At 72.2% G+C, this 25,836-nt stretch carries 25 protein-coding genes; 13 read left to right on the forward strand and 12 right to left on the reverse strand.

Features of this window, described 5'->3' with window-relative positions; all coding sequences use genetic code 11:
* Positions 1 to 39: 39 nt before the first annotated feature.
* A complete protein-coding gene (locus tag IOD14_RS27195; RefSeq protein ID WP_212671794.1) occupies positions 40 to 834 on the reverse strand; it encodes an SDR family NAD(P)-dependent oxidoreductase in 795 nt (264 codons plus the stop codon).
* 62 nt (positions 835 to 896) lie between these two features.
* Between IOD14_RS27195 and IOD14_RS27200 the strand changes: the two genes are divergently transcribed.
* The 5 genes from IOD14_RS27200 (at position 897) to IOD14_RS27220 (ending at position 8,441) form a co-directional block, all read left to right on the forward strand.
* A complete protein-coding gene (locus tag IOD14_RS27200; RefSeq protein WP_212671795.1) occupies positions 897 to 1,970 on the forward strand; it encodes an NAD(P)-dependent alcohol dehydrogenase in 1,074 nt (357 codons plus the stop codon).
* Between the two features lie 428 nt (positions 1,971 to 2,398).
* A complete protein-coding gene (locus IOD14_RS27205; protein WP_123987443.1) occupies positions 2,399 to 3,268 on the forward strand; it encodes a branched-chain amino acid ABC transporter permease in 870 nt (289 codons plus the stop codon).
* Positions 3,269 to 3,280: 12 nt separating this feature from the next.
* A complete protein-coding gene (locus IOD14_RS27210; protein WP_212671796.1) occupies positions 3,281 to 5,806 on the forward strand; it encodes an ATP-binding cassette domain-containing protein in 2,526 nt (841 codons plus the stop codon).
* A 50-nt stretch (positions 5,807 to 5,856) separates the two neighbouring features.
* Positions 5,857 to 7,053: an ABC transporter substrate-binding protein gene (locus IOD14_RS27215; protein WP_123987445.1), complete on the forward strand. Its 1,197-nt coding sequence runs from the start codon at positions 5,857 to 5,859 to the stop codon at positions 7,051 to 7,053.
* Between the two features lie 188 nt (positions 7,054 to 7,241).
* The gene (locus IOD14_RS27220) at positions 7,242 to 8,441 is read left to right on the forward strand and encodes an MFS transporter (protein ID WP_212671798.1); all 1,200 of its coding nucleotides are present in this window, start codon (positions 7,242 to 7,244) and stop codon (positions 8,439 to 8,441) included.
* A gap of 41 nt (positions 8,442 to 8,482) precedes the next feature.
* Here IOD14_RS27220 and IOD14_RS27225 read toward each other — a convergent pair whose 3' ends face one another.
* The 3 genes from IOD14_RS27225 to IOD14_RS27235 form a co-directional block, all read right to left on the reverse strand.
* Positions 8,483 to 9,205 (reverse strand): hypothetical protein, encoded by a 723-nt coding sequence (locus IOD14_RS27225; protein ID WP_249126082.1) that lies wholly within the window; start codon positions 9,203 to 9,205, stop codon positions 8,483 to 8,485.
* Positions 9,206 to 9,285: 80 nt separating this feature from the next.
* Entirely contained in the window at positions 9,286 to 9,834 is a 549-nt protein-coding gene (locus IOD14_RS27230) for a DinB family protein (RefSeq protein WP_123987447.1), read from the reverse strand.
* A gap of 577 nt (positions 9,835 to 10,411) precedes the next feature.
* Positions 10,412 to 10,747, reverse strand: coding sequence for a hypothetical protein (locus IOD14_RS27235; RefSeq protein WP_123987448.1), 336 nt, complete (start codon positions 10,745 to 10,747; stop codon positions 10,412 to 10,414).
* Positions 10,748 to 11,002: 255 nt separating this feature from the next.
* Here IOD14_RS27235 and IOD14_RS27240 point away from each other — a divergent pair, with 255 nt between their 5' ends.
* Positions 11,003 to 11,587, forward strand: a complete 585-nt coding sequence (locus IOD14_RS27240; RefSeq protein ID WP_249126083.1) for a TetR/AcrR family transcriptional regulator — start codon at positions 11,003 to 11,005, stop codon at positions 11,585 to 11,587.
* A 49-nt stretch (positions 11,588 to 11,636) separates the two neighbouring features.
* Here the strand turns inward: IOD14_RS27240 and IOD14_RS27245 are convergent, their stop codons facing one another.
* Positions 11,637 to 12,332, reverse strand: coding sequence for a type 1 glutamine amidotransferase domain-containing protein (locus tag IOD14_RS27245; RefSeq protein WP_123987449.1), 696 nt, complete (start codon positions 12,330 to 12,332; stop codon positions 11,637 to 11,639).
* Between the two features lie 50 nt (positions 12,333 to 12,382).
* On the opposite strand from IOD14_RS27245, the gene IOD14_RS27250 reads away from it, so the two are divergent.
* Positions 12,383 to 13,327: a LysR family transcriptional regulator gene (locus IOD14_RS27250; protein ID WP_123987450.1), complete on the forward strand. Its 945-nt coding sequence runs from the start codon at positions 12,383 to 12,385 to the stop codon at positions 13,325 to 13,327.
* A gap of 88 nt (positions 13,328 to 13,415) precedes the next feature.
* Positions 13,416 to 14,150 carry a maleylpyruvate isomerase family mycothiol-dependent enzyme gene (locus tag IOD14_RS27255; RefSeq protein WP_123987451.1) on the forward strand — a complete coding sequence of 245 codons (735 nt, stop codon included), beginning with the start codon at positions 13,416 to 13,418 and terminating at the stop codon, positions 14,148 to 14,150.
* Here IOD14_RS27255 and IOD14_RS27260 read toward each other — a convergent pair.
* Entirely contained in the window at positions 14,147 to 14,527 is a 381-nt protein-coding gene (locus IOD14_RS27260) for a MarR family transcriptional regulator (protein ID WP_123987452.1), read from the reverse strand. The two genes, IOD14_RS27255 and IOD14_RS27260, sit on opposite strands and share 4 nt — an antisense overlap.
* Before the next feature lie 86 nt (positions 14,528 to 14,613).
* On the opposite strand from IOD14_RS27260, the gene IOD14_RS27265 reads away from it, so the two are divergent.
* Together IOD14_RS27265 and IOD14_RS27270 are read left to right on the forward strand one after the other, a co-directional pair.
* The gene (locus IOD14_RS27265; protein WP_123987453.1) at positions 14,614 to 16,101 is read left to right on the forward strand and encodes an MFS transporter; all 1,488 of its coding nucleotides are present in this window, start codon (positions 14,614 to 14,616) and stop codon (positions 16,099 to 16,101) included.
* A 75-nt stretch (positions 16,102 to 16,176) separates the two neighbouring features.
* Positions 16,177 to 16,464, forward strand: a complete 288-nt coding sequence (locus tag IOD14_RS27270; protein WP_123987454.1) for a DUF6332 family protein — start codon at positions 16,177 to 16,179, stop codon at positions 16,462 to 16,464.
* Here IOD14_RS27270 and IOD14_RS27275 read toward each other — a convergent pair.
* From IOD14_RS27275 to IOD14_RS27285, 3 genes are all read right to left on the reverse strand, one after another.
* Positions 16,425 to 17,090 carry a response regulator transcription factor gene (locus IOD14_RS27275; RefSeq protein ID WP_212671799.1) on the reverse strand — a complete coding sequence of 222 codons (666 nt, stop codon included), beginning with the start codon at positions 17,088 to 17,090 and terminating at the stop codon, positions 16,425 to 16,427. The two genes, IOD14_RS27270 and IOD14_RS27275, sit on opposite strands and share 40 nt — an antisense overlap.
* Positions 17,087 to 18,325 carry a sensor histidine kinase gene (locus IOD14_RS27280; RefSeq protein WP_123987456.1) on the reverse strand — a complete coding sequence of 413 codons (1,239 nt, stop codon included), beginning with the start codon at positions 18,323 to 18,325 and terminating at the stop codon, positions 17,087 to 17,089. The genes IOD14_RS27275 and IOD14_RS27280 overlap by 4 nt, the downstream gene beginning before the upstream one ends.
* 152 nt (positions 18,326 to 18,477) lie before the next feature.
* Positions 18,478 to 19,170 carry a TetR/AcrR family transcriptional regulator gene (locus tag IOD14_RS27285; RefSeq protein ID WP_123987457.1) on the reverse strand — a complete coding sequence of 231 codons (693 nt, stop codon included), beginning with the start codon at positions 19,168 to 19,170 and terminating at the stop codon, positions 18,478 to 18,480.
* Positions 19,171 to 19,300: 130 nt separating this feature from the next.
* Here IOD14_RS27285 and IOD14_RS27290 point away from each other — a divergent pair, with 130 nt between their 5' ends.
* Complete coding sequence (locus tag IOD14_RS27290) at positions 19,301 to 19,750, forward strand: nitroreductase family deazaflavin-dependent oxidoreductase (RefSeq protein WP_123987458.1); 450 nt, start codon at positions 19,301 to 19,303, stop codon at positions 19,748 to 19,750.
* A gap of 34 nt (positions 19,751 to 19,784) precedes the next feature.
* Here the strand turns inward: IOD14_RS27290 and IOD14_RS27295 are convergent, their stop codons facing one another.
* Positions 19,785 to 21,062: a geranylgeranyl reductase family protein gene (locus tag IOD14_RS27295; RefSeq protein ID WP_212671800.1), complete on the reverse strand. Its 1,278-nt coding sequence runs from the start codon at positions 21,060 to 21,062 to the stop codon at positions 19,785 to 19,787.
* A 133-nt stretch (positions 21,063 to 21,195) separates the two neighbouring features.
* Between IOD14_RS27295 and IOD14_RS27300 the strand changes: the two genes are divergently transcribed.
* Together IOD14_RS27300 and IOD14_RS27305 are read left to right on the forward strand one after the other, a co-directional pair.
* Complete coding sequence (locus IOD14_RS27300) at positions 21,196 to 22,551, forward strand: dipeptidase (RefSeq protein WP_212671801.1); 1,356 nt, start codon at positions 21,196 to 21,198, stop codon at positions 22,549 to 22,551.
* Between the two features lie 71 nt (positions 22,552 to 22,622).
* On the forward strand, positions 22,623 to 23,690 hold the full coding sequence (locus tag IOD14_RS27305) for a protein kinase family protein (protein ID WP_212671802.1): 1,068 nt from the start codon (positions 22,623 to 22,625) through the stop codon (positions 23,688 to 23,690).
* On the opposite strand, the gene IOD14_RS27310 is transcribed toward IOD14_RS27305, so the two are convergent.
* Positions 23,627 to 24,748 (reverse strand): dipeptide ABC transporter ATP-binding protein, encoded by a 1,122-nt coding sequence (locus IOD14_RS27310; RefSeq protein ID WP_123987461.1) that lies wholly within the window; start codon positions 24,746 to 24,748, stop codon positions 23,627 to 23,629. The genes IOD14_RS27305 and IOD14_RS27310 overlap by 64 nt on opposite strands.
* Positions 24,745 to 25,821, reverse strand: coding sequence for an ABC transporter ATP-binding protein (locus tag IOD14_RS27315; protein ID WP_123987462.1), 1,077 nt, complete (start codon positions 25,819 to 25,821; stop codon positions 24,745 to 24,747). Before IOD14_RS27315 ends, IOD14_RS27310 begins: the two co-directional genes overlap by 4 nt.
* Positions 25,822 to 25,836 lie beyond the last annotated feature (15 nt).

Consider the following 25,836-nt stretch of genomic DNA (forward strand, 5'->3'; position numbering starts at 1 on the left):
GAGGCCGTCGGCACCCGAGGAGGCACCCGCCGCACCCGCTCACACCGTGAACCGCCCTCCATTGGCCAGCAGCACCGCCCCGACCAGGTTCGCCGCCTCCTCACTCGCCAGGAACACGGCGATGTCGGCGATCTCCTCCGGCGTCGCGTAGGGCCGTACCCGGGGATCCGCGAACCCCTGGCGCAGCGCCGCGGGCGTCCGCGCCGCCATGCCGGTCTCGGTAGGGCCCGGTGCCACGGTGTTGACGCGCACGCCGAACGCGATCGCCTCCTTGGCGACGGACCGGCTCAGCGCGTGGGCGCCGGCCTTGGAGGCCGCGTAGTGCGGATAGCCGGCCTGGGCGTCGAAGGCGGAGGAGGAGCCGACGGTGACGACGGCTCCGGATCGCCGGGGTGCCATGGCGCGCAGGGCGGCGCGCAGAACATGGAAGGTGCCGTCCAGGTTGACGCACATGACGCGCCGCCAGGCCTCGTCGCCGAGCCGCTCCGTCACCCGCGCCGGCCGGTCCGCGAGCAGGGCCTCGGCGATCCACTCCTTGGCCGTGGGATCGTCCACGCCGGCCGCGTGCACCACGACGTCGAGCCGGCCGTGCCGTCGTACGACCTCGTCGAAGGCCCGGTCGACCTGGGCGGGTTCGGCCACGTCGACGGTCAGCGAGTGCGCTCGGGGCAGTTCCTTCGAGGTGGCCTCGGCGGCGGGGCCGTCGAGGTCCGTGGCGAACACCTCGGCCCCCTGACTTGCGAGTCTTCGGGCGACCGCCGCGCCGATGCCGGATCCGGCGCCGGTGACGAGCGCGATCCGCCCGGCGAAGCGCCCGCCGTGTTCACCACTCATGCGCGGTCACCATCCCACGGTCGACTTACTGAACTGACTTCATTTTTGTTACTGTCCCAGGTATGTCAACAGGCAGGACAAGAGCGGTCCGACTGACCCGCTGGGGCGGCCCGGCGGTCCTCACCGACGTGGCCCGGCCCGTCCCCACCGGTGAGGAGGTACTCGTCCAGGTGGAGGCGGCCGGCCTCTGCCGTTCGGACCTCCACGTCATCGACGCCCGTCCGGGCGATCTGCCCTACCGGCTCCCGTTCACCCTCGGCCACGAGGTCGCCGGCCGGGTCGTGCGGCACGGCCCGCTGGCCACGGCACCGGCGGTCGGGGAGCGCGTGGTCGTCTACGGCCCGTGGGGGTGCGGGAGGTGCGCGCGCTGCGCGGTCGGAGCGGAGAACTACTGCGAGCGGCGCACAGCGCTGGACGCCGCGCGGGCCGGCACGGGAGTGGGTCTCGGGCGCGACGGCGGCATGGCCGACCTGGTGCTGGTGCCGTCCGGACGGCTGCTGGTCCCGGTGGGCGACCTGGCCGCCGTCCAGGCGGCGCCTCTGACGGACGCCGCCCTGACCGCGTACCACGCCGTGGCCGCGGTCCGGCGCACCCTGGCCGACGACCCGACCGGCAGCGCGGTCGTCCTCGGCGTCGGCGGCCTGGGGCATCTGGCCGTGCAGATCCTGCGGGCCACGACACTCGTGCAGGTCCTTGCCGTGGATGTGCGGGAGGAGGCGCTCACGTTGGCCGAGGAGTGCGGGGCGCACTTCGGCACGCTGCTGCGGTCCGACACCGCTTCCGTCCTGCGGAGTCGGACGGGGGGAGCCGGAGCGGCTGCCGTGCTCGACTTCGTCGGCAATCACTCCAGTCTCGAGTTGGCGGCCGGCGTGCTGCGGGCGGGCGGCGAGCTGGCCGTGGTGGGCAGCGGCGGTGGGGAACTGACGGTCCGCAAGCCGGGCACCCTTCCACCGGGCGCCCGGATCTCGCTGCCCTTCTGGGGGACCTTGCCGGAGCTGGAGGCCGTGGTCGCACTGGCCCGCGAGGGGGCGCTCAGGGTCGAGGCCGAGCGGTTCGCGCTGTCGGGCGTGGGCGAGGCCGTGGCGAGACTCCGCGCCGGAGGGGTGCGAGGGCGCGCGGTCCTGGTCCCCGACTGATCGGGTCCGCCGCACCGACTGATCGGATCCGCCGCACCGACTCGGCCGAAACGCACAGCCGGGCCGGGATCCGCCGCACCGACTCGGCCGAAACCCACAGCCGGGCCGGGTGCCGGGTCTGTCGGCCGCCGGCGCGGACGCGAGCGGCCTCCGCCGGTGCGCCTACGCGGGCGGTCTCGCCCCGGCCCTGGTGTTCGGCCCGACGGCGGCCCGGACCGCGCCGACCGAGTCGCCGACGGCCGACGTCCGCCGTCCGCCGTCCACCGAGAGCGGGCTCCGGTCGGCACAAATCCCGTGCACGAGGCTTGCCCACCCGGCGCCGCAGTGCCTAGCTTACTGAAGTGAGTTCACTTTAACTCTGTGGTTCGGGAAGTGATCATGTCTGTCGCAGGTGTGGCGCGAACGCGCTCTTCTTCGAGGGAGGGACTGTGAGTCAGTTCCTGCTTGTCCTGGTCAGCGGTGTGGCCAGTGGAGCCGTGTACGGGCTCATGGGACTCGGTCTGGTCATCATCTACCGGGCCACGGACGTCGTGAACTTCGCGATGGCGTCGCTCGCGACCCTGGGCCTGTACGTGGCGGTCTCGCTCCACGACCGCGGGGTAGCCACGGTGCTCGGCATCCTGGCCGCCGTCTCCGTCACCGTGGCGGCCGGTCTGCTGGTGCGGGAGACGGTGATCCGGCCGCTGGGGCAGGGACAGTTGTTCTCCGCGCTCGTCGTGACGATGGGCGTGTCCCTGATCGCGGAGAGCACGGCCGGTTCGATCTGGGGCGACCAGCCCAAGGCCTTCCCCAGCCTGGTCGACGGGACGGTGCGCTGGTCGGGAGCCGCGGTGCCGGTCCAGAGTCTCGTGACGATCGCCGTCGCGGCGGCGGCGATGGCACTGGTGGGCTATCTGTTCGCCCGCACCACCCTCGGCTCGGCCATGCGCGCCGTGGCCGAATCGGCCGACACCGCCCGCGTGGTCGGACTCGGCGCACAGCGCCTGGCCCGGATCTCCTGGGCGCTCGGGCTGGGCCTGGCCGCGCTCGCCGCCTGTCTGTACGCGCCACGGTCGGGTCTGGTGCCCACCGCGCTGGTCGCGCCCCTGTTCCGGGCCTTCGCCGGAATCTTCCTGGGCGGCCTGACCAGCATGTACGGCGCCGTCCTGGGCGGCCTGACCATCGGCGTCCTGGACAACCTGGCGGCGAACTACGTCTCCGCCAGCTTCCGGGACACGTTCGTGTTCTCGTTCACCGTGCTGGTACTGCTGATCCGTCCCCAGGGCATGTTCGGCACCCGCACCTTCCAACGGGTCTGAGGGGTCGTATCCATGGTCTTCAACCGTTCCCTCCTGGCGCGGGCCGCCCTGGGACCCGCGGCCGGCGCGGTGCTCATGGCGTTCATGGCCTCCGGCGCGATCCCCGCGTACCAGATGTACTCGGTCGGGCTCGCGGCCGTGTACACGATCGTCGTGCTGTCGGTGGGCCTGCTCGCCGGCTGGTCCGGCATCTGGTCGGTGGGCCACCCGGCCTTCTTCGCCATCGGCGCGTACTTCGCCGCGTACGGCAGCGGGCACGGCTGGTCCCTGGAGGCGGTGGTCCTCGGTGCCGTCGCCGTCGGGGCGGTGCTCGGCGCCTTCCTGGGATACGCGGGCGCCAGGTTCTCCGTCCTCTACATCGCCCTGCTGACCCTCGCCTTCACCACGGTCACCCTGGAACTGGTCAACCGCTGGAGCAGCGTGACCGGCGGCGACCAGGGCGTGCCGGTGACCGAGCTGCGCAGCGCCCTCGGCCTGGGCACCGTCCTGGGCGGCGGGACCAACGCCCAGTACCTCGCCGTCGGGGCGGCCGCCGTGGTGCTGGCACTGGCGGTGCCCGCTGCCGCCTCGGGGCTGCGGATGCGCCTGGTGGCCGCCAAGTCGCACCCCCTGGCCGCCCGTACGATCGGCATCGCGCCGGAGGCGCAGTCGGCGCTGTCGTTCGCGGTGAGCGCGGCCTGCACCTGCTTCGCGGGGGTGCTGCTCGGCCTGATCACCGGGTTCGTCAGTCCGGATCCGTTCTCCCTGACCTTCGGCATCTCGCTGATCGCGGCGTGTGTGCTCGGCGGGGTCGGCACCGTCCTCGGGGCCGTGGCCGGCGGCGTCTATCTGACCTGGAACCCCTCGCTCTCGTCCGCCGTCGGCCTGCCCCAGCCGGTCGTGCAGGGCCTCGTGCTGATCGGCGTGCTCCTCTTCCTGCCCGGCGGAGCCGTACCGTTCCTCGCCAGGTCGGCACGGCGCCTGCTGCGACGACGGGACCTCCAAGTCCCCCTGCCCGCCGCGGAGTCGGAGATCCCCGCACCGTCGCGGCCCCCGGCCGGGGCTCCGGGGGACGGCGGCGAGGTCCTGCTGCGCCTGGAGCACGTGTCGGTGTCGTACGGCGGCCTCAAGGCGCTGGAGGACGCGTCGCTGTCCCTTCGGCAGAACGAGATCCTTGCCGTCATCGGGCCCAACGGTGCCGGAAAGACGACCCTGTTGAACGCCCTGTCGGGGCTGACGGGCAACGGCCGGGTCAGCGGCAGTGCCGACCTCGACGGACGGCCGCTGCTGAAAGCCAGGGCGACCGCTCGACGGCGGCTGGGCATCGGCCGCACGTTCCAGCACGCGGAGGTCTTCTCCGAACTCACCGTCGCCGAGAACGTGTTGTGCACCCGTCGCCGGATCACCGGCCGGGACCGGGCGGACGTCGCGCGGCTGCTGGACTCGGTGGGCCTCGCGGGAGTGGCCGAACGCCGCCCCGACGAGCTGCCGTTCGGCCTGCAGAAGCGCCTCGACCTGGCCCGCGCGATGGCCGGGGAACCGAAACTGCTGATCCTGGACGAGCCGTTCGGCGGCCTGGACGCGGGTGAACGGGCCCTGCTGGCAGGGCACATCAAGCGGCTGCACGCCGAGGGCACCGCCGTGGTGGTCATCGACCACGTCCTAGACGACCTGTTCTCCGTGGCCCACCGGGTGCTCGCCTTCGATTTCGGTCGCACGATCGGCGAGGGCACCCCGGACACCGTCCTTCAGGACCCGAAGGTGCGGTCGTCGTACCTCGGATCGGTCGACGGCAGGACCCGGCCGCCCGAGCAGGTCGGCGACCGCAGCATGATCCGTCTGCACCGGGTCGGCCACACGTACGGCGGCGTCGTCGCCCTGCGCGACGTCGACCTCGACGTCCGCCAGGGGGTCGTGCTCGGCATCGCCGGAGCCAACGGAGCGGGCAAGAGCACCCTGGCCGGCATCCTGCACGGATCGCTCGAACCGACCGGCGGCGAACGGCAGTCGGCCGGCACCGTCCGCACCAGCCTGGCGCCCGAGGGGCGGGCCCTGTTCAAGACCCTGTCCCTGCGCGAGAACCTCGAGGTCGCCGCGTACGCGGCGGGCATCACCGGTGCTCCGCTGCGCGAACGGCTCGAGGAGACCGTCCAGTGGCTGCCGGCCCGGCTGCGCGACCGGATGTCCGCCTCCGCCGGCGGACTGTCCGGCGGCGAGCAGCAGATGCTCGCCATCGCCCGGGCCCTGATCGTCGGACCGGACGTCCTGATCGTCGACGAACCCGCGCTGGGTCTCGCCCCCGCCCTGGTCGACGAGGTCTACGACCGACTGGCCCGGCTCGCCCACGACGGCCTGACGGTCGTCCTGCTCGAACAGCTCCTCAGCCGCGCCCTGTCCGTCTGCCACGAGGTGGCCGTGCTGCACGAGGGCGTCGTCGCGGCCCACGGGCGGCCCGGTGACCCGGCGTTCGCGGCCCTGGCGGAAGCGGCGTACTTCAGCGGCGGCCTCGAAGCCGCACCGCCCGCGACGGCCGCCGTCCGGGCCTCCCGTGTGATCTGAACTCCCTTCATGAGCTTCCGCAATGAACGAGGTGGACCGTGTTCCGGACAATGAGAAGATTCCGCCGCGCCGCGGGAACGACGGCCGTGCTGGCCGCAGTGGCGCTCACCGCCAACGCGTGCGCCGGTGAGGACTCCGCGGGGGCCGCCGGCAGCTCCTCCGAGATCCACATCGGGGCGTGGCTTCCCCTCACCGGCGCCACCGCCTCGTACGGCGTGCCGGAGAAGGCGGGCGCCGACGCGTACTTCAAGATGCTCAACGCCCAGGGGGGCATCAACGGGCGCAAGGTCCGCTGGACCGTCAAGGACAACGCGGCCGACCCGCAGCAGACCGTGCAGATCGCGCGTGAACTCGTCGGCCAGGACAAGGTCGTGGCCATCGTGAACGCGAACGGCACCTCCCAGGCGGAGGCGGCCTTCCCGTTCGTCCTCAACCAGTCCAAGGTGCCCGTCCTCAACGAGGTGGGCGGCACCGAGTCCTGGTACGAGCCGCCGCGGGCCGGCCTGTTCGGCACGCAGACCCTCTACGAGGACCAGGCCGCGGCGATCGCCGCCTGGGCGGTGCAGGACGGCGCGAAGAGGATCCTCGTCGTGCACAGCGATCCGGCCGCCTTCGTGAACGTGGCCAAGCAGGTGGAGCCCGTCGCGAAGAAGGTGGATCCCTCGGTCGAGGTGAACCGGCTGGCGGTCAAGTACCAGACCACCGACTACACCCCGGTGATCAGCAAGGTGAAGGCCGCGAAGCCGCAGGCGGTGATCGTCGTCCTCACCTCGCCCGAGGCGGCCGCCTACCTCAAGGAGGCCAAGCTCCAGGGGCTCTCCCTGCCCACCTACGCCTACGCGCCCGTGGCCGCCGAGTCGACGGTGTCGCTGGCCAAGGACGCCGCCGAGGGCCTGAAGGCCGTACAGCTGGTGAAGGCGCCATCGGACCCGGACCCGGCGGTGAAGGAGTTCCGGACCGCCATGGCCAGGTACGAACCCGGTCAGGACGCGGGATTCCTCGCCCTGTGGGGCTGGAGCAACGCGAAGGTGTTCGCCGAGATCGCGAAGACCGTCAAGGGGCCCGTCACCTCGCAGGCGCTCAGCACCGCGTACCAGAAGGCGTCCTCCGTGGACCCCGGGGTCTCACCGGTGATGAAGTTCAGCGCGAGCGAGCATCTCGGCACCCGCAGCGTGCAGCGCGTGGTCGTGAAGAACGGCGTCTGGACGTCCGTAGGCGACTTCTACACTCCCCCGGCCAGGGACTGAGGAGGCCGGCGCCGGCCCCCGCCCGGCTCCGTCACACGGCCCTCGTGACGGCGGGCGGGGCCGGGGCCGGCGGTTCGATCCAGGAATGCGCGTGGCGACCGCAGGGCCACGGACGGACCGCTCACCCGAACACCCTTGCCGACAATCGAGCAGGCACCTACGCTGACTTTGTGCCGCCGATAAACAAAATGCGTACGCGCATCGCCGTGCCGGACAACACACTCACCCGACTCCGTATCGTCCTCACCGTCTTCTTCGCCCTCGACGGCTTCGTCTTCGCCGGGTGGGTCGTCCGCATCCCCGCGATCAAGGAGCAGACCGGCGCCTCCGCCAGCGCCCTCGGCCTCGCCCTCCTGGGCGTCTCGGCCGGCGCGGTGATCACCATGATGCTCACGGGGCGACTGTGCCGCCGCTACGGCACCCACCGGGTCACCGTCGTCTGCGCCGTCCTGCTCTCGGTCAGCGTCGCGCTGCCGCCGCTCACCCACTCAGCTCCGGCACTCGGCGCCGTGCTGCTGGTCTTCGGCGCCGCGTACGGCAGCATCAACGTCGCGTTCAACAGCGCCGCGGTCGATCTCGTGGGCGCGCTGCGGCGGCCCATCATGCCCAGCTTCCACGCCGCGTTCAGCCTCGGCGGAATGCTCGGGGCCGGGCTCGGCGGGCTGGTCGCCGGAGCGCTGTCGCCCACGCGGCACCTCTTCGGCCTCACCGTGATCGGCCTGCTCGTCACCGCCGTCGCGGGCCGGACCCTGCTGCGCATCCAGCCCCCTGCGCCCGTGCGGGACACCTCGCCCGTGCGGGACACCTCGGAGCAGCACTCCGCCGCTCGTCCCCCGGGCTCCCGGACCCGCGGACTCGTCATCACCTTCGGCCTGATAGCCCTGTGCACGGCCTACGGCGAGGGCGCCCTGGCCGACTGGAGCGCCCTGCACCTGGAGCACGACCTGGACGCCACACCCGGCGTCGCGGCGGTCGGTTACTCGTGTTTCGCGCTCGCCATGACCATCGGCAGGCTCACCGGCACCAGGCTGCTCGAACGGCTCGGTCAGACCCGCACGCTCGTGGGCGGCGGCACCACCGCCGCGCTCGGCATGCTCCTCGGCGCCCTCGCCCCCTCGGTCTGGGCGGCCCTCCTCGGCTTCATGATCACCGGGCTCGGCCTCGCCAACCTCTTCCCCGTCGCCGTCGAACGCGCGGGCAGGCTGGCCGGGCCCGACGGGGTCGCCATCGCCTCCACCCTCGGCTACGGCGGCATGCTGCTCGGGCCGCCCGCCATCGGCTTCATGGCCGACTGGTTCTCCCTCCCCGCGGCCCTCACCAGCGTCGCGGTACTCGCCGCCACCGCCGCGGCCATCGCCGCGCTGACCCGACGCGCGGCAGCGGCCTGACCACAGCCGACGGGTCCCTCGGGGGCCGCCGGGTCAGCGGATCACCCCGTGCCTCCGGCGCCCTCCCGCACCAACTCCGCGTACACCGGCTCGAAGTCGAAGGGGTACTGGATCTCCGCCGCGCCCCCGAGGCACTGCCTGGCGTGCCGGCGCATCCGTCCCCCATAGGTCCCGTGGTGGATCAGCTCCGAGTAGCCCTGCCGTTCGCCCAGGTCCAGCAGGCCCGCGGTGTCGGCCAGGTAGACGTCGAACCCCGGGTACATGAGTCCCAGGTAGGGCAGGTCGTCCAGGTCGAGGGCGAACACGGGGTACTCCCCCTCCTCGTCCGGCTCGGTCACGGCCAGTATCCGTCGGGAGTCCGAACCACCCGGCAGCAGGAAGCACTCGGACAGCCGCCCGGCCAGCCACGCGAACTCCGTTCCCCAGAAGGCGCCCATCTCGTCCGCGATCAGCCGGTCCAGCGGCCGGGGTGCGAAGGCGCCGTCCGCCGTGAACCACTGGTGGCGCTCCAGCAGACTCATGTCGTACGACAGCCACGTGCGCAGGCTCGGCGAGAGCGGGCGCCCGGACGGGAACACGGCCTTGGCGAGCACGTCCTCGGCCATCGGCGCGGGGACGCCCCCTTCCACCCATGGCACGTCCACGTAGGGCAGCAGATACGGCAGCGCGCTCGCCGCCGGATCGCGCCGGACCACCTCGATGACCTGCTCCGTCAGCGGCACTCCGTGCACGGGCGCGGCCTCCTTCTCGTTCGTCGAGGACACTCGAGATCGACACGGCTCGCCCGGGGGATCCGACCGCTCGGCGTGACGATGAGCGGAACGTTACGAGCAGCCACTGACAATCAGGCGCCGTCCTGCCCGCGGTGGAGGTCGCGCAGCAGCGAGATCTCGGCGCCGTGATGGATCAGCTCCCGGTTGACGTGCAGGACCCTGTTCTCCATGGGCCACCGCTCGGGACCCGCCGGGGGCGGATTGTCCAGGTCGGCGTCCGAGAGCTCGCGGACCCCGGCGTTCCATCTCCCGTACATCTCATCGAGCTGTTTCAGCGCCTCGTCAGCGGTTCCCGCGTAGGCGAATGTCCGGGAGTCGACGTCCTGGCCGCCGAAGTACCAGCCGACCCGATAGCCCAGGCACGAGACGATGATGTGCGCCAGCCGCCAGGCAATCGTGGTCACCGGTGCCGGGACCGGGGCGGAGGACGCGGAGTCCATCGTCCACTCCCCCGAACCTTCCGATATCGGTGCGGCCGACGCACCACGTGGGCGGATGCTCCAGCAGCCGGGCACCGGCTCCCAGAAGTACTCCTCATCGGTGAGACCGTCCAGCCGCGGCCGCAGGTTGTTGTGCCAGTGCCAGTCCAGCTGCTCCGCGAGCCGCTCGCTTCTCGTCATGCGCGCACATTACCGACGCCGGAGACCCGGCTGCGATCTTCGCGGACACCGTCACCGCGGGAGCCACGGCGGGCGGGCGGCTCGGAGCGGTTCGACACGCGTGGTGACCGGCCGGCGGAAGGCGCGGCGGGGTGTGCGCCGGTGCCGGACGGACCTGCACCGGTGCGATCAGGACGCGGCGGCGGGGCACGTCCGGCCGGCACGTCCCGTGGTCCCGGGCCGCTGGTGCCGGCCCTGGTCACCGCCTCCGGCAGACGGCATCGATCACCCCCGGCGGACGTCACCGACCGGGAACGGGAGATCACCGGCCTCGCCGCATCCGGTCCGCGCACCCGCCGGGTCGCCGAGCGCCTCATTCCGAGCCCGCGCCCGGTGCCGACCCATCCGTCCCGCAGTCACCGCGAGCTGGAGGGGCTCCTCACGGCCCGCCCACTCCGGGATGCTGGGAGGACGGCGTGGCGCTCATCAGGTCCGAGGCCCGAGCCGCCGAGCCCGCAGCGCTCGCCGTGACTGCGGGCCGGTCGGGCCCGAGCGGTGACCTCGGGCCCGGCCTTCCCGTACGTCGGGCCCGTCCGGGTCACTCCGGATGGGCCACCGCCTCCTTCTGCAACTGCACGGCGGCCAGCAGGCTCAACTGCGGTTCCGCCTTGCGCAGAGCCCGCACGGCCGCGACCGAGGTGATGTCACCCTTGAAGCCGACGTCGGCCAGCCGCGAGCGGACCCAGCGGGCGCGCAGCCCGGCCTCGGTGGCGGCGGCAGTGGACTCGACGAGCGCCACGGCGCGTTCCAGCCCGGGACGTTCCTCGGGCGGAGCCTCGGCCAGCGCCCGGCGCAGGGCCGCTCCCACGACGTCCGCGTCCCGGACGAGCAGCACGAAGTTGTTCTTCTTGTTCAGTCCCGCGATTCCCGACATGCGGAACATCGTGACGGTCGCGCTCCGCGCCCGCCAAGCGACTTGAGGAGCCTCAGAGGCTCGTCCCTGCCGCGAGACTGCCGCGCCCGGCCCGGCGGGATCCCGGGGCCGGTTCGTGGACGACGCCCGGCGGATGCACAGGCCTTCACGGGTGACGAGCACGGGGATACACTGGATGTGTACGAAACGGTTTCGTTCGGATGAGGTTTGCATGAACGGCGACGGCGGCGGACACAAGGCACCTCGGGGGCTGCGGTGAAACCCGGCGGGCGGCCCCGCCGGTTGACGCCGGAGCGGGAGGCAGAGCTGTACACGGCCGTCCTCGACCTGCTGCGGGAGGTCGGCTACGGCAGCCTCACCATGGACGCCGTGGCCACCCGCACCCGGTGCAGCAAGGCCACCCTCTACCGCCAGTGGACGGGAAAGCCGCAGCTGGTCGCCAAGGCACTGCGCCATCAGAAGCCCGTCACCCTCGCCGGTATCGACACCGGCTCCCTGCCCGGCGACCTCGACGCGGCGGCCACCCGGCTGAACCCGCTGCGGTTGGAGCGGGACGCCGCCCTGTTCCGGGGCCTCGCCCAGGCCGCCCACACCGATCCCGACCTTTTCCGGGCGCTGCGCGAGCTGCTCGTCGTCCCCGAACTGACCGGTCTCGCCACACTGTTGCAGCGGGCCGTCGAGCGCGGCGAGCTCCCCGCCGACACCCCGGCCGTGCCCTACGTCCCCCACGCCCTGCTCGGCCTCATGGTCGCCCACCAGCTGCTCGAGGACGGGCCGACCGGCCCGGAATTCGTGCGGAACTACGTCGACGCGGTGGTCCTGCCCGCCCTCGGCGTCTGAGGTCGCCGTACCGCGGCAGACAGGACCGGCCGCACGCGCCCGACCCCGATCAGCCCAGCTTCTTCAGCAGTTCGACGGCGAGCGGCGCGGAGGACGACGGGTTCTGCCCGGTCACCAGATTGCCGTCGACGATCACATGCGGCGCCCACGGCTCGGCCACGTCGACCTGGACGCCGGCCTCGGTGAGCCGGTCCTGGAGCAGCCACTTGGCCTTGTCGGCGAAGCCCGCCTGGGTCTCCTCGGCGTTGGTGAAGGCGGCGACGCGGCGCCCGGCGAAGGCGTTGGAGCCGTCCGCCTTCGTGGCGGCGAGCAGCGCGGCCGGGGCGTGGCAGACGACGCCGAGGGGCCTGCCGCTCTCCAGGGCACGGGTGAGCAGCCGGCCCGAGTCGGCGTCGACCGCGAGGTCCTCCATCGGCCCGTGGCCGCCGGGGTAGAAGACGGCCGCGTAGTCGTCGAGGTTCACCTCCTCCAGCTTCAGCGGGCTCTGGAGCTCGGCCGCCGAGGCGAGCACCCCGGCGATGCGGTCGGCGTTCTCCTGGCCGCCGTTGACCTCGGCGGCCAGGCTGCCCTTGTCCACGGTCGGCACGACACCGCCCGGGGTGGCCACGACGATCTCGTGTCCCGCGGCCTTGAACGCCTCGTAGGGGGCGACGGCCTCCTCGGCCCAGTAGCCGGTGGGGTGCCGGGTGCCGTCGGCCAGGGTCCAGTGGTCGGCACCGGTCATCACAAAGAGGATCTTCGACATGGTGAAACCGTAGTCCTGCCCTGTCATTGAAATCCAATAGGCTCACGCATATGAGGGATAGGAACACCAATGGCTCCGAGGATGCGGGCCGCGTCGCCGGAGCCCCGCTGGACCTGAACCTGCTGCGGACCTTCCTGACCGTGTACCGCACCGGTTCCTTCACCGCGGCCGCCCGCCTTCTCGGCCTGTCCCAGCCGACGGTCACCACCCAGATCCGCGCCCTGGAACGGCAGTTGGGCCGCGAGCTGTTCGAGCGCCGGGCGCGCGGCGTGACCCCGGCGGCGTACGCGGACGAGCTCGCCGCCCGGATCGTGGAGCCGCTGGACTCGCTCGCCTCGGTGGCGGGGCCCTCGGGGAACGGGGAGGACACCCCCGCCGAGCCCGTACATCTCGCCGGTCCGGCCGAGTTGCTGTCCCGGTGCGTCCTGCCCGGTCTCGCGCCCCTGGTGGACAAGGGGGTACTGCTGCGCATCACGCCGGGCCTGACCGAACCGCTCCTGGACGACCTGCGCGCCGGCCGTCACGACCTGGTGATCGCCACCTTCCGGCCGCGCGGCCGCACCCTCACGGCCCTGCCCCTGAACGACGAGGAGTTCGTGCTGGTCGCCGCCCCCGACCGGGCGCGAGGGCTGGGCGCGCCCGGCCACCTCGCGGCAGCGCTGCACGGCGTCCCGCTCGTCGCCTACGCCGAGGACCTGCCCATCGTGCGCCGTTACTGGCGGCATGTCTTCGGCAGGCGCCTGGTGCGGCAGCCCGCCGTGACCATGCCCGACCTGAACGCGGTCAAGGCGGCGGTCGTCGGGGGCAGCGGGTTCACCGTGCTCCCCCGCTATCTGTGCGCCGGGGAGCTGGCGTCCGGGGCGCTGGTCCTGCTCCACGACCCCGACGACCCACCCATCAACACGGCGTTCCTGGTGCAGCGCCCCGGCACCTCCGGCAATCCGCACGTGGCGCTGGTCCGCGACCACCTCCTGCACGCCGCGCGTGACTGGTAGCCCGGCCGTGACTGGCAGCCAGGCAGTGACTGGCAGCCCGCCGAGGAACAGCCCCCGCCGGGACATCCCCGTCGGGCACACTCCTGTCATGGAGACAGCCGAGTTCATCCGCATCCTGGACCGGGAAGGCCGGTTGCTCGCGTCGGCCGCCGAACAGGCGGGGCACGACGCCAAGGTGCCGACCTGCCCGCAGTGGCAGGTGCGGGACCTGCTGCGGCACACGGGCACGGTGCATCGCTGGGCGACGGCGTTCGTGGCCGAGGAACGGACCGCCTTCCAGCCGCTCGAGGACGAACCCGCCCCCGCCGAAGAGGAGTTGGCGGCCTGGTTCCGCGCCGGCCACCGCCGCCTGGTCGACACCCTGGACTCCGCCGCACCCGACGTGCAGTGCTGGCACTTCTTCGCCGCCCCCTCCCCGCTCGCCTTCTGGGCCCGGCGGCAGGCGCACGAGACGGCCGTGCACCGTTTCGACGCGGAGGCGGCACGCGGTGGCACCCCCGGCGAGATCGCGCGGGACTTCGCGGCCGACGGCATCGACGAGTTGCTGCGCGGCTTCCACGCCCGCGCGAAGAGCAGGGTCCGCAGCGCCGAGCCCCGGGTGCTGCGGGTGCGGGCGAGCGACACGGACGGCGCCGTGTGGACCGTACGCCTGACCGAGGAGCCGCCCGCGACCGAACGCGGCGAGGAAGGGGACGCCGACTGCGAGGTGTCCGGGCCGGCCGCCCGGCTGTACCTGGCGCTGTGGAACCGGCTGCCGTTCCCGCAGGTCACCGGTGACGTATCGGTCGCGGGGCTGTGGCGGGAGAGGTCCGCCGTGGGCTAGGAGGGTTCCAGCATCCGGGTGAGGACCGCGCGCTGCACCGGCAGGGCCGCCCGGTGCAGGGCGTGCCCCTTCGCCGTGAGCGAGACCCGTACGCCCCGCCGGTCCTCCGCGCACATCCCGCGCTCGACGAGCCCGTCCTTCTCCAGCCGTGCGATCAGCCGGGACAGCGCGCTCTGGCTCAGATGAACCCGCTCGGAGATCTCCTGCACCCGGTAGGCGCAGCCGCCGTCGGCCAGGACGTCCAGCACCTCGAAGTCGCTGCCGCACAGGCCGTGTTGATGGAGAGCACGGTCCAGTTCGCACTGCGTGCGCGCGTGCAGCGCCAGGATGTCCCGCCAGTGCTCCGCGAGTGCCTGCTCGGGCTTCTTCGCCACCATGCGCGGCACCGTAGCAGAGAGCCAGGATTATTGCATTGGAATTAAATGCGTTTGCATTCGATGCATGCGCATGTAGTGTCTTCGCCATGACCTCTCCGCTCACCACCCCCGCGGACCCGTCCTCAGCGGTCCGCTGGACTCCCCGGCTCTGGGGCACCCTGCTGGTGCTGTGCGCCGCGATGTTCCTGGACGCCCTCGACGTGTCGATGGTCGGCGTCGCGCTCCCGTCCATCGGCGCGGACCTGGGCCTTTCCACCTCGACGCTGCAATGGATCGTCAGCGGCTACATCCTCGGCTACGGCGGGCTGCTGCTCCTGGGCGGCCGGGCCGCCGACCTGCTGGGCCGGCGCCAGGTCTTCCTGGTGGCCCTCGGCGTCTTCGCGGTCGCCTCCCTGCTCGGCGGGCTCGTCGACTCGGGCCCGCTGCTGATCGCCAGCCGCTTCGTCAAGGGCCTGAGCGCGGCCTTCACCGCACCGGCCGGCCTGTCCATCATCACGACGACCTTCGCCGAAGGCCCCCTGCGCAACCGCGCCTTGTCCATCTACACCACCTGCGGCGCCACCGGCTACTCCATGGGCCTGGTCTTCTCCGGCCTGCTCACGGAGGCCAGCTGGCGCTACACCATGCTGCTGCCCGCACCCGTCGCCCTGCTCGCCCTCGTCGTCGGCCTGAAGCTGCTGCCGCGCAGCGAGCGCGAGCAGAACACCGGCGGCTACGACATCCCCGGCGCGGTCCTCGGCACCGCCTCGATGCTGCTGCTGGTGTTCACCGTCGTCCAGGCACCCGAGGCCGGCTGGGGCTCGCTCCGCACCCTCCTGTCCTTCGCGGCCGTCGCCGCCCTGCTCACCGCGTTCGTGACCGTCGAGCGGCGCAGCGCGAGCCCGCTGATCCGGCTCGGCGTGCTGCGCTCGGGACCCCAGGTGCGAGCCCAGCTGGGGGCGTTGACCTTCCTCGGCAGCTACATGGGCTTCCAGTTCCTGGTGACGTTCTACATGCAGCAACTGCTCGGCTGGTCGGCACTGCACACCGCGTTGGCCTTCCTGCCGGCGGGTGCGCTGGTGGCGCTGTCCGCGACCAAGGTGGGCACGGTCATCGACCGGTTCGGCACCCCGCGTCTGATCGTGGTGGGCTTCGCGCTCATGGTCGTCGGCTATCTGCTGTTCCTGCGCATCGACCTCGCCCCGGTCTACGCGGCGGTGATCCTGCCGACCATGCTGCTGGTCGGCGCCGCCTTCGCGCTGACCTTCCCCTCCCTCAACGTCCAGGCCACCAACGGCGTGGACGAGCACGAGCAGGGCATGGTCTCGGGTCTGCTCAACACCTCGGTCCAGGTGGGCGGCGCGCTGTTCCTCGCCGTGGTGACGGCGGTGCTGACGGCGAACGCCCCCGCGGAGGGCGCCTCCCCGCAGGCCGTCCTCGACAGCTACCTGCCCGCACTGACGGTGGTCACCGGAATCGCGGTCGTGGGTCTTCTGATCTCGCTCACAGGACTGCGGGTTCGGCGTCGGCAGCCGACCGTGGTGGTCGCCAAGTCCCTCTCCCAGGAGGCGGAGCGCGTACCCGTACGCGACTAGGGGGAACGCCTCCCACCCCGTGTGCCCGGCGCGGCCCGCTTGCTCCGCCGGGCACACGGCTGTGAGACTCGAAGGATGGAGACCTACGGGGGCCGCCGGAACCAGGCGGAGCGGGATGCCATCACCGTCGAGATCGGATACGCCCTGTTCAGCGCGCTGTTCGCGGCGGCCGTGCTGTTCGGGGCGGTGGCGGGACCGGCGCTGCTGTTCGAACTTCCGGGCACCGTGGAGAAGTTGCTGGTGCGCGTCGGGCTCACGATCGCACCCGTCCTCTTCGTCGCCCGGGTGATCAGTGTGCTGGTGCGCTTCAGGCGACAGGGCCCTCAACCCAGCCAGCCGGGCCGCACCAACCCCGACTCGTAGGCCAGCACCACCAGTTGGGCCCGGTCGCGGGCACCGAGCTTGACCATGGTGCGGCTGACGTGGGTCTTGGCGGTGAGGGGGCTGACGACCAGGCGGCGGGCGATCTCCTCGTTGGACAGACCGATGCCGACCAGGGCCATCACCTCCCTCTCCCGCTCGGTGAGTTCGGCGAGGGCGCCCTCGGCCGCGGGCTCCTTGGAGCGGGCCGCGAACTCGGCGATGAGACGTCGGGTCACTCCCGGCGAGAGCAGCGCGTCGCCCTCGACCACCGCCCTGACGGCCCGCAGGAGTTCCTCCGGTTCGGTGTCCTTGACGAGAAAGCCGGAGGCGCCCGAACGGATCGCCTCGAAGACGTACTCGTCGAGCTCGAAGGTGGTGAGCATGACCACCTTCACCTCTTTCAGGGTGGCGTCCTCGGTGATGCGCCGGGTCGCGGCGAGTCCGTCGAGCCGCGGCATCCGGATGTCCATCAGGACTATGTCCGGCCGCAGTTCGCCCACCTTGCGCAGCGCCTCCTCGCCGTCCGAGGCCTCCCCCGCCACCTCGATGTCCGGCTGCGCGTCGAGCAGCGCCCGGAAGCCGGCCCGCACGAGCGACTGGTCGTCGGCGAGCAGTACGCGGATCACCGGTTTTCCTCCCTGGCCTTCACTGTGAGCGGCAGTACTGCGAGCACCCCGAAGCCTCCGTCGGGACGCGGTCCCGCCTCGATCGTGCCACCGAGGGCGGCGGCCCGCTCCCGCATTCCGGCCAGACCGTTGCCGCTGCCGCCCGCGTCGGCGCCGGTCGCGGGTCCGTCGTCGTCGATACGGAGCCGTAGCGCGTCCTCGTCGTGATCGAGCCGCACGCGCGCGCGACGCGATCCCGAGTGCCGTACGACATTGGTGAGCGCCTCCTGGACGATGCGGAAGGCGGCGAGATCCGCCCCGGGCGGCAGCCCCGGCGCCGATCCCTCCACCTCGACGGCGAGGCCGGCGCCGGCCGCCTGGTGGACCAGCTCGGGCAGCCGGTCGAGGCCCGGGGCGGGGGCGCGCGGCGCGTCACCGGGGGTGCGCAGGGTGTCGAGCACCTGGCGCACCTCGCCGAGCGCCTCCTTGCTGGCGGCCTTGATGGTGGTGAGGGCGGTGCGGGCCTGTTCGGGGTCGGTGTCGAGGAGGGCGAGTCCGACGCCGGCCTGGACGTTGATGACGGAGATGCTGTGCGCGAGGACGTCGTGCAGTTCGCGGGCGATCCGCAGCCGCTCCTCGTCGGCGCGGCGCTGTGCGGCCCGGGCGCGCTCGGCACGCTCGCGAGCCCACTGTTCGCGGCGGGTGCGGGCCAGCTCCGACACGGCGACGATCGCGACCACCCAGGCGGCGATCACGCCCTCCTGGCCCCAGGGGGCGGCCGGGTCCCCCGTCGGCGGCAGCCACTGGTACAGCCAGTGCGCGACCAGGACGTGCCCGGCCCAGAGCATCCCCAGCGCGGCCCAGGCGGCCCTGCGGTGCCCGGCCACGACGGCGCTGAAGCAGGCGAGGGCGACGGTCAGGAAGACGGGCCCGTACGGATACCCGGCGCCCAGGTACAGCATGGCGGCGGCCGCGGTCCCGAACACGACGAGCACCGGCTGCCGGTGCCGCCACAGCAACAGCCCCGAGCCGACCACGAGCAGCACCCGCGCGAACGTGTCGAGCGGGGCCCGCTCACCGACCTGCTGCTGGGCCGCGTAGTTCGACCCGCCGAGCACGAAGAACGTGAGCACCAGCGTGGACGGCCACGGCCACCGGGACCGCTGCCCGTCGCCGTCGGGGCCCCGCCACCATGACGCCCCGTGCCGCCGCCACCGCGACGGACCTCCCCCACGACCGCCCTGCTCACCGTCCATGTCCGCCACGCTAGACGCATCGGTCCGGCCCGGGCGTCCCCCGGACGTGGCGATCACCCGTACTCCCGGCGAAGTACGCGACCGGCCAGGACGGCGCCACCGGCGAGAGACTGCCCGGCCCGGCACCAGCCCACGCACAGTCGGCGGGGCCCCTAGCGCAGGCCCACGCCCCGCCCCAGCTGCCGCACGGCATGCCGGAAGAACGGCTCCCGGTCCTCCACGACCCGGTTGAACTGACCGAAGAGTTCGAAGCCGACCAGGCCGAAGAGCTGGGCCCAGGCCACCACCAGGGCCGCGGTCACCGCGGGCGGGAGGTCGGGGGCGAGGTCGGCGGCGATGCGGTCGGCCTCGGTGCGGAGGTCGTCGGGCACCGGGGGCGGTTCCTCCAGGCCGCCCGGGCCCTGGTGGGCGTCGCGGACGATGCCGATCAGGAGGAGGCCGACGCGGGCGGCGGGCGGGACGGTGGTCTGCGGCGCGGTGTAGCCGGGGACGGGAGAGCCGTAGATCAGGGCGTACTCGTGCGGATGACCGAGCGACCAGCGGCGGACCGCCTCGCACGACGCGACCCAGCGCTCCAGCGGGGCCGCCTGCGCGACGGCCTCGTGCGCCTGTTCCGCGCTCTGCCCCAGGGAGTCGTACGCGTCGATGATCAGGGCCGTGAGCAGGTCGTCGCGGCTCGGGAAGTAGCGGTACAGCGCCGAGGAGACCATCCCCAGCTCACGCGCGACGGCCCGCAGCGACAGCTTCGCCGCGCCCTCCGCCGCGAGCTGCCGGCGCGCCTCGTCCTTGATGGCGGCGGTGACTTCGATCCGGGCGCGGGCCCGGGCTCCTTGTGCGGTGCTCATGCGGCCAGTCTTCCACAGAAGCAGAGCAGTGCACACAAACGAGAGCACTGCTCTTGCATTGGGTCACCGATGCGTGCAGACTGATGCCACGGAAACGAGAGCACCGCTCTCCCAACTGATGGGGATCACCATGTCGACGCCGTACTACCTCAAGGGCAGCCCGCTCACCGTCCGCCTCAACAGCGCCATCGGCTGGCTCGCCCGCCACGGCTTCAGCCTGGCCGGTACCGCGGAGATGTCGGTGCGTGGCCGCAAGAGCGGCCGGATGCAGCGGATCCCGGTCAACCCGCACACGTACGAGGGCGGGCAGTACCTGGTCTCGGCGCGCGGTCACTCCCAGTGGGTGCGCAACATGCGTGCCGCCGGCGGCGGGGAGCTGCGGGTCGGCCGCAGGGTCCGCGAGTTCTCCGCGGTGGAGCTGCCCGACGCGGAGAAGCTCCCGATCCTGCGGACCTACCTGGAGAAGTGGGGCTGGGAGGTCAACCAGTACTTCCAGGGCGTGACCGCCAAGTCCTCCGACGAGGAGATCATCGCGGCCGCCCCCGACCACCCGGTGTTCCGGATCACGGTCACGAAGTGAACCGCGGGGAGGCGAATCGTCAGGAGGCGAACCGTCAGGACGTGGCCTCGCCGCCGGCGGCCGCACCGCGCTCGGCCGGTCGCGGGTCCAGCGCGGCCAGCGCCCGCTGGGCCATCGGGCGGCCCCGGACCAGCTCGCCCAGCGAGGTCGCACCCTGGGTGATCTCCTTGAACGCGTTCCACGCGGGCCGGAATCCCGTCAGCGCGGCGTGGAACAGGCCCGGGCGGCGCTCGAACGCGGTCAGCATCCGCTTGCCGACGCTCATCTCGACGCCGAGGCCCGCCTTGATGGCGAACGCGTAGTTGAGCGCCTGACGCCGGGTGTCCACCGCGTCATGGGCCTCGGCGATCCGCACCGCCCACTCCCCCGCGAGCCGCCCGGAGCGCAGCGCGAAGGAGATGCCCTCGCGGGTCCACGGCTCCAGCAGCCCCGCCGCGTCGCCGCACACCAGCACCCGCCCGCGCGAGAGCGGCGAGTCGTCCGCGCGGCAGCGGGTCAGATGGCCGGAGGAAATGCTCGGTTCGAACCCGGAGAGGCCGAGCCGCCCGATGAAGTCCTCCAAGTACCGCTTGGTGGCCGCGCCTTCGCCCCGCGCCGAGATCACCCCGACGGTCAGGGTGTCCCCCTTCGGGAAGACCCAGCCGTAACTGCCGGGCATCGGGCCCCAGTCGATGAGCACCCGCCCCTTCCAGTCCTCGGCGACGGTCTCCGGCACCGGGATCTCCGCCTCCAGGCCGAGGTCGACCTGGTCGAGCTTGACCCCGACATGGGCTCCTATCCGGCTGGCGCTGCCGTCGGCCCCGACAACCGCCCGCGCGAGCACGGTCTCGCCGCCCTGGAGGACCACGGCGACCGTGCGCCGGTCCGGCACCGCCGAGCCGTGCTGCTCGACGCGCTGGACGGCGACACCGGTGCGCAGCTCGGCGCCCGCCTTCTGCGCGTGCTCGACGAGCTGCTGGTCGAACTCGGGCCGGTTGATCAGCCCGAACAGCATCTGCTTGGAGCGCCGGGTCCGGGTGAAGCGCCCGTTGTTGGAGAAGGTGACCGCGTGCACCCGGTCCCGGAAGGGCAGCTCGAAGCCGGGCGGCAACGCGTCCCGCGAGGGACCGATGATCCCGCCGCCGCACGTCTTGTAACGGGGCAGCTCGGCCTTCTCCAGCAACAGCACACGCCGTCCCGCGACCGCCGCCGCGTAGGCGGCCGAGGCCCCCGCGGGTCCCGCGCCCACCACGACGACGTCCCACACCCGCTGCCCGTCGTCCTGCACGCCGTCCGCCGAAGCGTCGTCCGCCGAAGAGTTCTCGCTGCTCACGATGGTCTGCTGCTCCCGATCAAGCCGTTGCCGCACCTGTCTCCCGCATCCTACGGCGGGCCCGCCCACAGACCACTGTGGGAGGATCTACGGCACTCACAGCTACAACGTCGCACCCACAAGGAGCGTGCCCATGTCGTCGAATCCGGTCGCCGAGACCGTCGCCTCGCTGATGCCGAGGGCGCGGGCGGAGCTCACCGAACTGGTGGCGTTCAGGTCGGTGGCGGACTTCGACCAGTTCCCGAGGAGCGAGAGCGAGGCCGCCGCCGGCTGGGTCGCGGACGCGCTCACCGCCGAGGGATTCCAGGACGTGGCGCTGCTCGACACCCCGGACGGCACCCAGTCGGTGTACGGCTACCTGCCCGGCCCCGAGGGCGCGAAGACCGTCCTGCTCTACGCCCACTACGACGTGCAGCCGCCCCTGGACGAGGCCGGCTGGACGAGCCCGCCCTTCGAGCTGACCGAGCGCGACGGCCGCTGGTACGGGCGCGGGGCCGCCGACTGCAAGGGCGGTGTGATCATGCACCTGCTCGCGCTGCGCGCCCTCAAGGCCGACGGCGGGGTCCCGGTCCACGTCAAGTTCATCGCCGAGGGTTCGGAGGAGCAGGGCACCGGCGGTCTTGAGCGGTACGCCGAGCAGCACCCCGGGCTCCTGGAGGCGGACACCGTCGTCATCGGCGACGCCGGCAACTTCCGCGCCGGTCTGCCGACGGTCACCGCCACCCTGCGCGGCATGACCATGATGCGCGTCCGGATCGACACCCTGGCGGGCAACCTCCACTCGGGCCAGTTCGGCGGCGCCGCCCCCGACGCGCTCGCCGCGCTGATCCGTGTGCTGGACTCGCTGCGCGCGAAGGACGGCTCGACGACGATCGACGGCCTGACGCCGGACGCGTCCTGGGACGGCCTCCAGTACGACGAGGAGCAGTTCCGGGCGGACGCCAAGGTCCTGGACGGCGTGGAGCTGATCGGCGACGGCACGGTCGCCGACCGCATCTGGGCCCGCCCGGCCGTGACGGTCCTCGGCATCGACTGCCCGCCGGTCGTCGGCGCCACCCCGTCCGTGCAGGCGAGTGCCCGCGCGCTGATCAGCCTGCGGGTGCCGCCGGGCATCGACACCGACGAGGCGACCAGGCTGCTCCAGGCGCACCTGGAGGCGCACACCCCGTGGGGGGCGCGGCTGAGCACCGAGCGGATCGGCCAGGGCCAGCCGTTCAGCGCCGACACCACCAGCCCGGCGTACGCGGCGATGGCCGAGGCGATGGCGGTGGCCTACCCGGGCCAGGAGATGCAGTACGCCGGCCAGGGCGGCTCGATCCCCCTCTGCAACACCCTCGCGGGCCTCTACCCGCACGCCGAGATCCTCCTCATCGGCCTGAGCGAGCCAGAGGCGCAGATCCACGCCGTGAACGAGAGCGTCTCCCCCGAGGAGCTGGAGCGTCTGTCGGTGGCGGAGGCCCTCTTCCTGCGCAACTACGCGGCGAGCTGACCCGACCGCTACGCCCTCGACGGAAGGCCCTCGCCCTCGGGCGGGGGCCTTTCATGCCTTTTCATAGGCGCATGGAATCCCTGACCCGCCTCCGCGCCCACGCCGACACCGCCACCGCTCTCGCCCTCCTGAGCGACCGGGACCTCGCGGATCTCGTGGCGTCCGGCACCCCGCTGAGTGTCGGGATCGGCGGGCGGGCAACGCTGGTGGAGGTCGACGGGGTGCGGGTCTTCGTGAAGCGGCTGCCCCTCAGCGACCTCGAGCTCGAACCGGACAACGTCCGCTCCACCGCGAACCTCTTCGACATGCCGGTCCACTGCCACTACGGCATCGGTGCCATCGGCAGCCCCGGCTTCGGCGCCTGGCGCGAGCTGGCCGTGCACGAGATGACGACGAACTGGGTGCGGTCAGGGCGCTTCCCCGGCTTCCCGCTGATGCACCACTGGCGGATCCTGGCCGACGCGCCGCAGCCGCTTCCCGGGGAACTGGCCGACGTGGAAGGGGCCGTGGCCTACTGGGGCGGCGGCCGTGCGCGCATCGAGGCCCTGCGTACCGCGTCCGCGAGCCTGACCCTGTTCCTGGAGCACGTGCCGCACACCCTTCACGACTGGTTCGCCCGACAGCTGCGCTCGGACGACGCCGACTCGGCCTGCGCCCTCGTGGAGCAGGGCCTCGAAGCCGTCACCGGTTTTCTCAGGAAGCAGCAACTCGTGCACTTCGACGCGCACTTCGGCAACATCCTCACCGACGGACGACAGCTCTGCCTGACCGACTACGGGCTCGCCCTGTCCAGCCGCTTCGAACTGGCCCCGGCGGAGCGCGACTTCCACGACCGCCACCACCGCTACGACCGCGCCTATGCCCTCTCCTACCTGGTGCACTGGCTGGTCGTCGACCAGTACGGCCTGGACCGGGACGAGCGCGAGGACTACATCCGTTCGTGCGCGAACGGCAGGCAACCCGAGAAGGTACCCGCCGCCGCGGCCGCCCTCATTTCCCGGCATGCCCGACTGGCCGCCACCGTGGGCGACTTCAACCGACGACTGGAACAGGAGAGCAGGTTCACCCCTTACCCTCACGAGGAGGTCGACGCACTGTCCTCCAGGGTGGTCAGCGCCGGGTCGAGCACGATGTCCTGATCGCGGGCCTCGACGCTCGGCTCCTCCGGGAAGTGGCAGGCCGTCAGATGCCCGTCCGCGTTGCCCGACAGGCGCACCAGCGGCGGTTCCTCGGTCGCGCACTTGTCCTGTGCCTTCCAGCACCGGGTGCGGAAGCGGCAGCCGGACGGCGGATCGATCGGCGAGGGCACGTCCCCGGCGAGCCGGATGCGCTCGCGCCGCCGGGTGCCGTCCGGGTCGGCCTCGGGAACGGCGGAGAGCAGGGCGTGGGTGTAGGGGTGCCGGGGCCCGGTGTACAGGGTCTGCCGGTCGGCGACCTCGACGATCTTGCCGAGGTACATCACCGCGACCCGCTCGCAGAAGTGCCGTACGACGGCAAGGTCGTGGGCGATGAAGACGAACGCGATGCCCAGCTCCCGCTGGAGGTCCTGGAGCAGGTTGACGATCTGCGCCTGGATGGAGACGTCCAGCGCCGACACCGGCTCGTCGGCCACGATGAGCTTGGGCCGCAGGGCGAGGGCGCGGGCGATCCCGATGCGCTGGCGCTGGCCCCCGGAGAACTCGTTCGGGTAGCGGTTGTAGTGCTCGGGGCTGAGGCCGACCGTCTCGAGGAGTTCCTGGGCGCGCTTCTTGTGCCCCTGGGGCGGGTTGATGCCGTTGAGCCGCATGGGCGTCTCGACGATCGTGCCGACCGTGTGCCGGGGGTTCAGGGACGAGTACGGGTCCTGGAAGATCATCTGGAGGTTGCGGCGGGCCTCCCTCATCCGGTTCTCCGGGGTGTGGGTGATGTCCTCGCCGTCGAACATCACCTTTCCGGCCGTGGGCTCCGACAGGCGGGTGATGAGCCGGCCCGTCGTGGACTTGCCGCAGCCGGACTCGCCGACCAGGCCGAGCGACTGACCGGCACCGACGGTGAAGTCGATGCCGTCGACGGCGTGCACGGCCCCGATCTGCCGCTGGAAGACGATGCCGTGGCGGATCGGGAAGTGCTTGGTGAGGCCGGTGACTTCGAGCAGGTGCTCCCCGGCGGCGGGCTGGGTGGTGCTCACGGGCTGCTCCTGTTCGTCGACCGCGGTCACTGCGCGGCCCCCGTGGCCGTACGGACGCGGATCTCCTGCCGGGTCTGCGGGGTGAGGTGGCAGGCGGCGAGGTGCCGGCCGGTGCCGGGAACGGCCACCAGTTCGGGCCGCTCCACCGAGCAACGCCCCTCGGGCACCCAGCCCTTGTAGGTGCAGCGGGGGTGGAAGGCGCAGCCCGAGGGAGGGTTGATGAGGCTCGGCGGGGAGCCGGCGATCGGGTTCAGCCGTCGTTCGACGTCCCCGGTGATCTGCGGCATCGACTCCAACAGGCCCCAGGTGTAGGGGTGCTGGGGCTCCTTGAGCACGTCGTGCACGGTGCCGTACTCGATGCGGCGGCCGCCGTACATCACCAGGATGTCGTCGGCGATGTCGGCCACCACACCGAGGTCGTGGGTGATGAGGATGACCGCGGATCCGAACTCCTCCTGGAGATCGCGGATCAGGTCGAGGATCTGCGCCTGGACGGTGACGTCCAGGGCGGTGGTCGGCTCGTCGGCGATGAGCAGTTCGGGGTCGCAGACCAGCGACATGGCGATCATCGCGCGCTGCCGCATGCCGCCGGAGAACTGGTGCGGGTAGTCCCGCACCCGGCGTTCGGGCTGCGGGATGCCGACCCGTTTCAGCATCTCCACGGCCCGCTCCCGGGCCTCCTTCTTCGAGACCTTGTGGTGGACCCGGTAGGCCTCGGCGATCTGGGCGCCGACGGTGAAGTACGGGTGCAGGGCGGACAGCGGGTCCTGGAAGATCATGGAGACCGTACGGCCGCGCAGGGCGCGCATCTCGTGCTCGGGCAGCGAGACCAGCTCCCGCCCGTCCAGCCGGATCTCGCCGGAGACCTCGGCACGCGTGCCCTTGTGCAGTCCGAGCAGGGCCAGCGAGGTGACCGACTTGCCCGAGCCGGACTCGCCGACGATGCCGAGAGTGCTGCCCTTCTCCAGGGTGAAGGAGACGCCGTCGACGGACTTGACGATCCCGTCCTCGGTGGGGAAGTGCACCCGCAGGTCCCGTACGTCGAGGAAGGGGGCGGCCGCGGGATCGGCGGCCGCCGGTTGCGGTGAGGTCTGGAGGGACACGGGGTTTCCTTGCTG

The organism is Streptomyces sp. A2-16 (assembly GCF_018128905.1).
In the GTDB taxonomy this organism is placed as follows: domain Bacteria; phylum Actinomycetota; class Actinomycetes; order Streptomycetales; family Streptomycetaceae; genus Streptomyces.

Bases quoted from the DNA above. Each gene is read 5' to 3' on its own strand.
- IOD14_RS27300 (WP_212671801.1), top strand. From the start codon at position 21,196: ATGTCGTCGAATCCGGTCGCCGAGACCGTCGCCTCGCTGATGCCGAGG.
- IOD14_RS27215 (WP_123987445.1), top strand. From the start codon at position 5,857: ATGAGAAGATTCCGCCGCGCCGCGGGAACGACGGCCGTGCTGGCCGCA.
- IOD14_RS27230 (WP_123987447.1), bottom strand. From the start codon at position 9,834: ATGACGAGAAGCGAGCGGCTCGCGGAGCAGCTGGACTGGCACTGGCAC.
- IOD14_RS27280 (WP_123987456.1), bottom strand. From the start codon at position 18,325: ATGGACGGTGAGCAGGGCGGTCGTGGGGGAGGTCCGTCGCGGTGGCGG.
- IOD14_RS27255 (WP_123987451.1), top strand. From the start codon at position 13,416: ATGGAGACAGCCGAGTTCATCCGCATCCTGGACCGGGAAGGCCGGTTG.
- IOD14_RS27245 (WP_123987449.1), bottom strand. From the start codon at position 12,332: ATGTCGAAGATCCTCTTTGTGATGACCGGTGCCGACCACTGGACCCTG.
- IOD14_RS27305 (WP_212671802.1), top strand. From the start codon at position 22,623: ATGGAATCCCTGACCCGCCTCCGCGCCCACGCCGACACCGCCACCGCT.
- IOD14_RS27235 (WP_123987448.1), bottom strand. From the start codon at position 10,747: ATGTCGGGAATCGCGGGACTGAACAAGAAGAACAACTTCGTGCTGCTC.
- IOD14_RS27270 (WP_123987454.1), top strand. From the start codon at position 16,177: ATGGAGACCTACGGGGGCCGCCGGAACCAGGCGGAGCGGGATGCCATC.
- IOD14_RS27200 (WP_212671795.1), top strand. From the start codon at position 897: ATGTCAACAGGCAGGACAAGAGCGGTCCGACTGACCCGCTGGGGCGGC.
- IOD14_RS27210 (WP_212671796.1), top strand. From the start codon at position 3,281: ATGGTCTTCAACCGTTCCCTCCTGGCGCGGGCCGCCCTGGGACCCGCG.
- IOD14_RS27260 (WP_123987452.1), bottom strand. From the start codon at position 14,527: ATGGTGGCGAAGAAGCCCGAGCAGGCACTCGCGGAGCACTGGCGGGAC.
- IOD14_RS27285 (WP_123987457.1), bottom strand. From the start codon at position 19,170: ATGAGCACCGCACAAGGAGCCCGGGCCCGCGCCCGGATCGAAGTCACC.
- IOD14_RS27220 (WP_212671798.1), top strand. From the start codon at position 7,242: ATGCGTACGCGCATCGCCGTGCCGGACAACACACTCACCCGACTCCGT.
- IOD14_RS27250 (WP_123987450.1), top strand. From the start codon at position 12,383: ATGAGGGATAGGAACACCAATGGCTCCGAGGATGCGGGCCGCGTCGCC.
- IOD14_RS27265 (WP_123987453.1), top strand. From the start codon at position 14,614: ATGACCTCTCCGCTCACCACCCCCGCGGACCCGTCCTCAGCGGTCCGC.
- IOD14_RS27195 (WP_212671794.1), bottom strand. From the start codon at position 834: ATGAGTGGTGAACACGGCGGGCGCTTCGCCGGGCGGATCGCGCTCGTC.
- IOD14_RS27290 (WP_123987458.1), top strand. From the start codon at position 19,301: ATGTCGACGCCGTACTACCTCAAGGGCAGCCCGCTCACCGTCCGCCTC.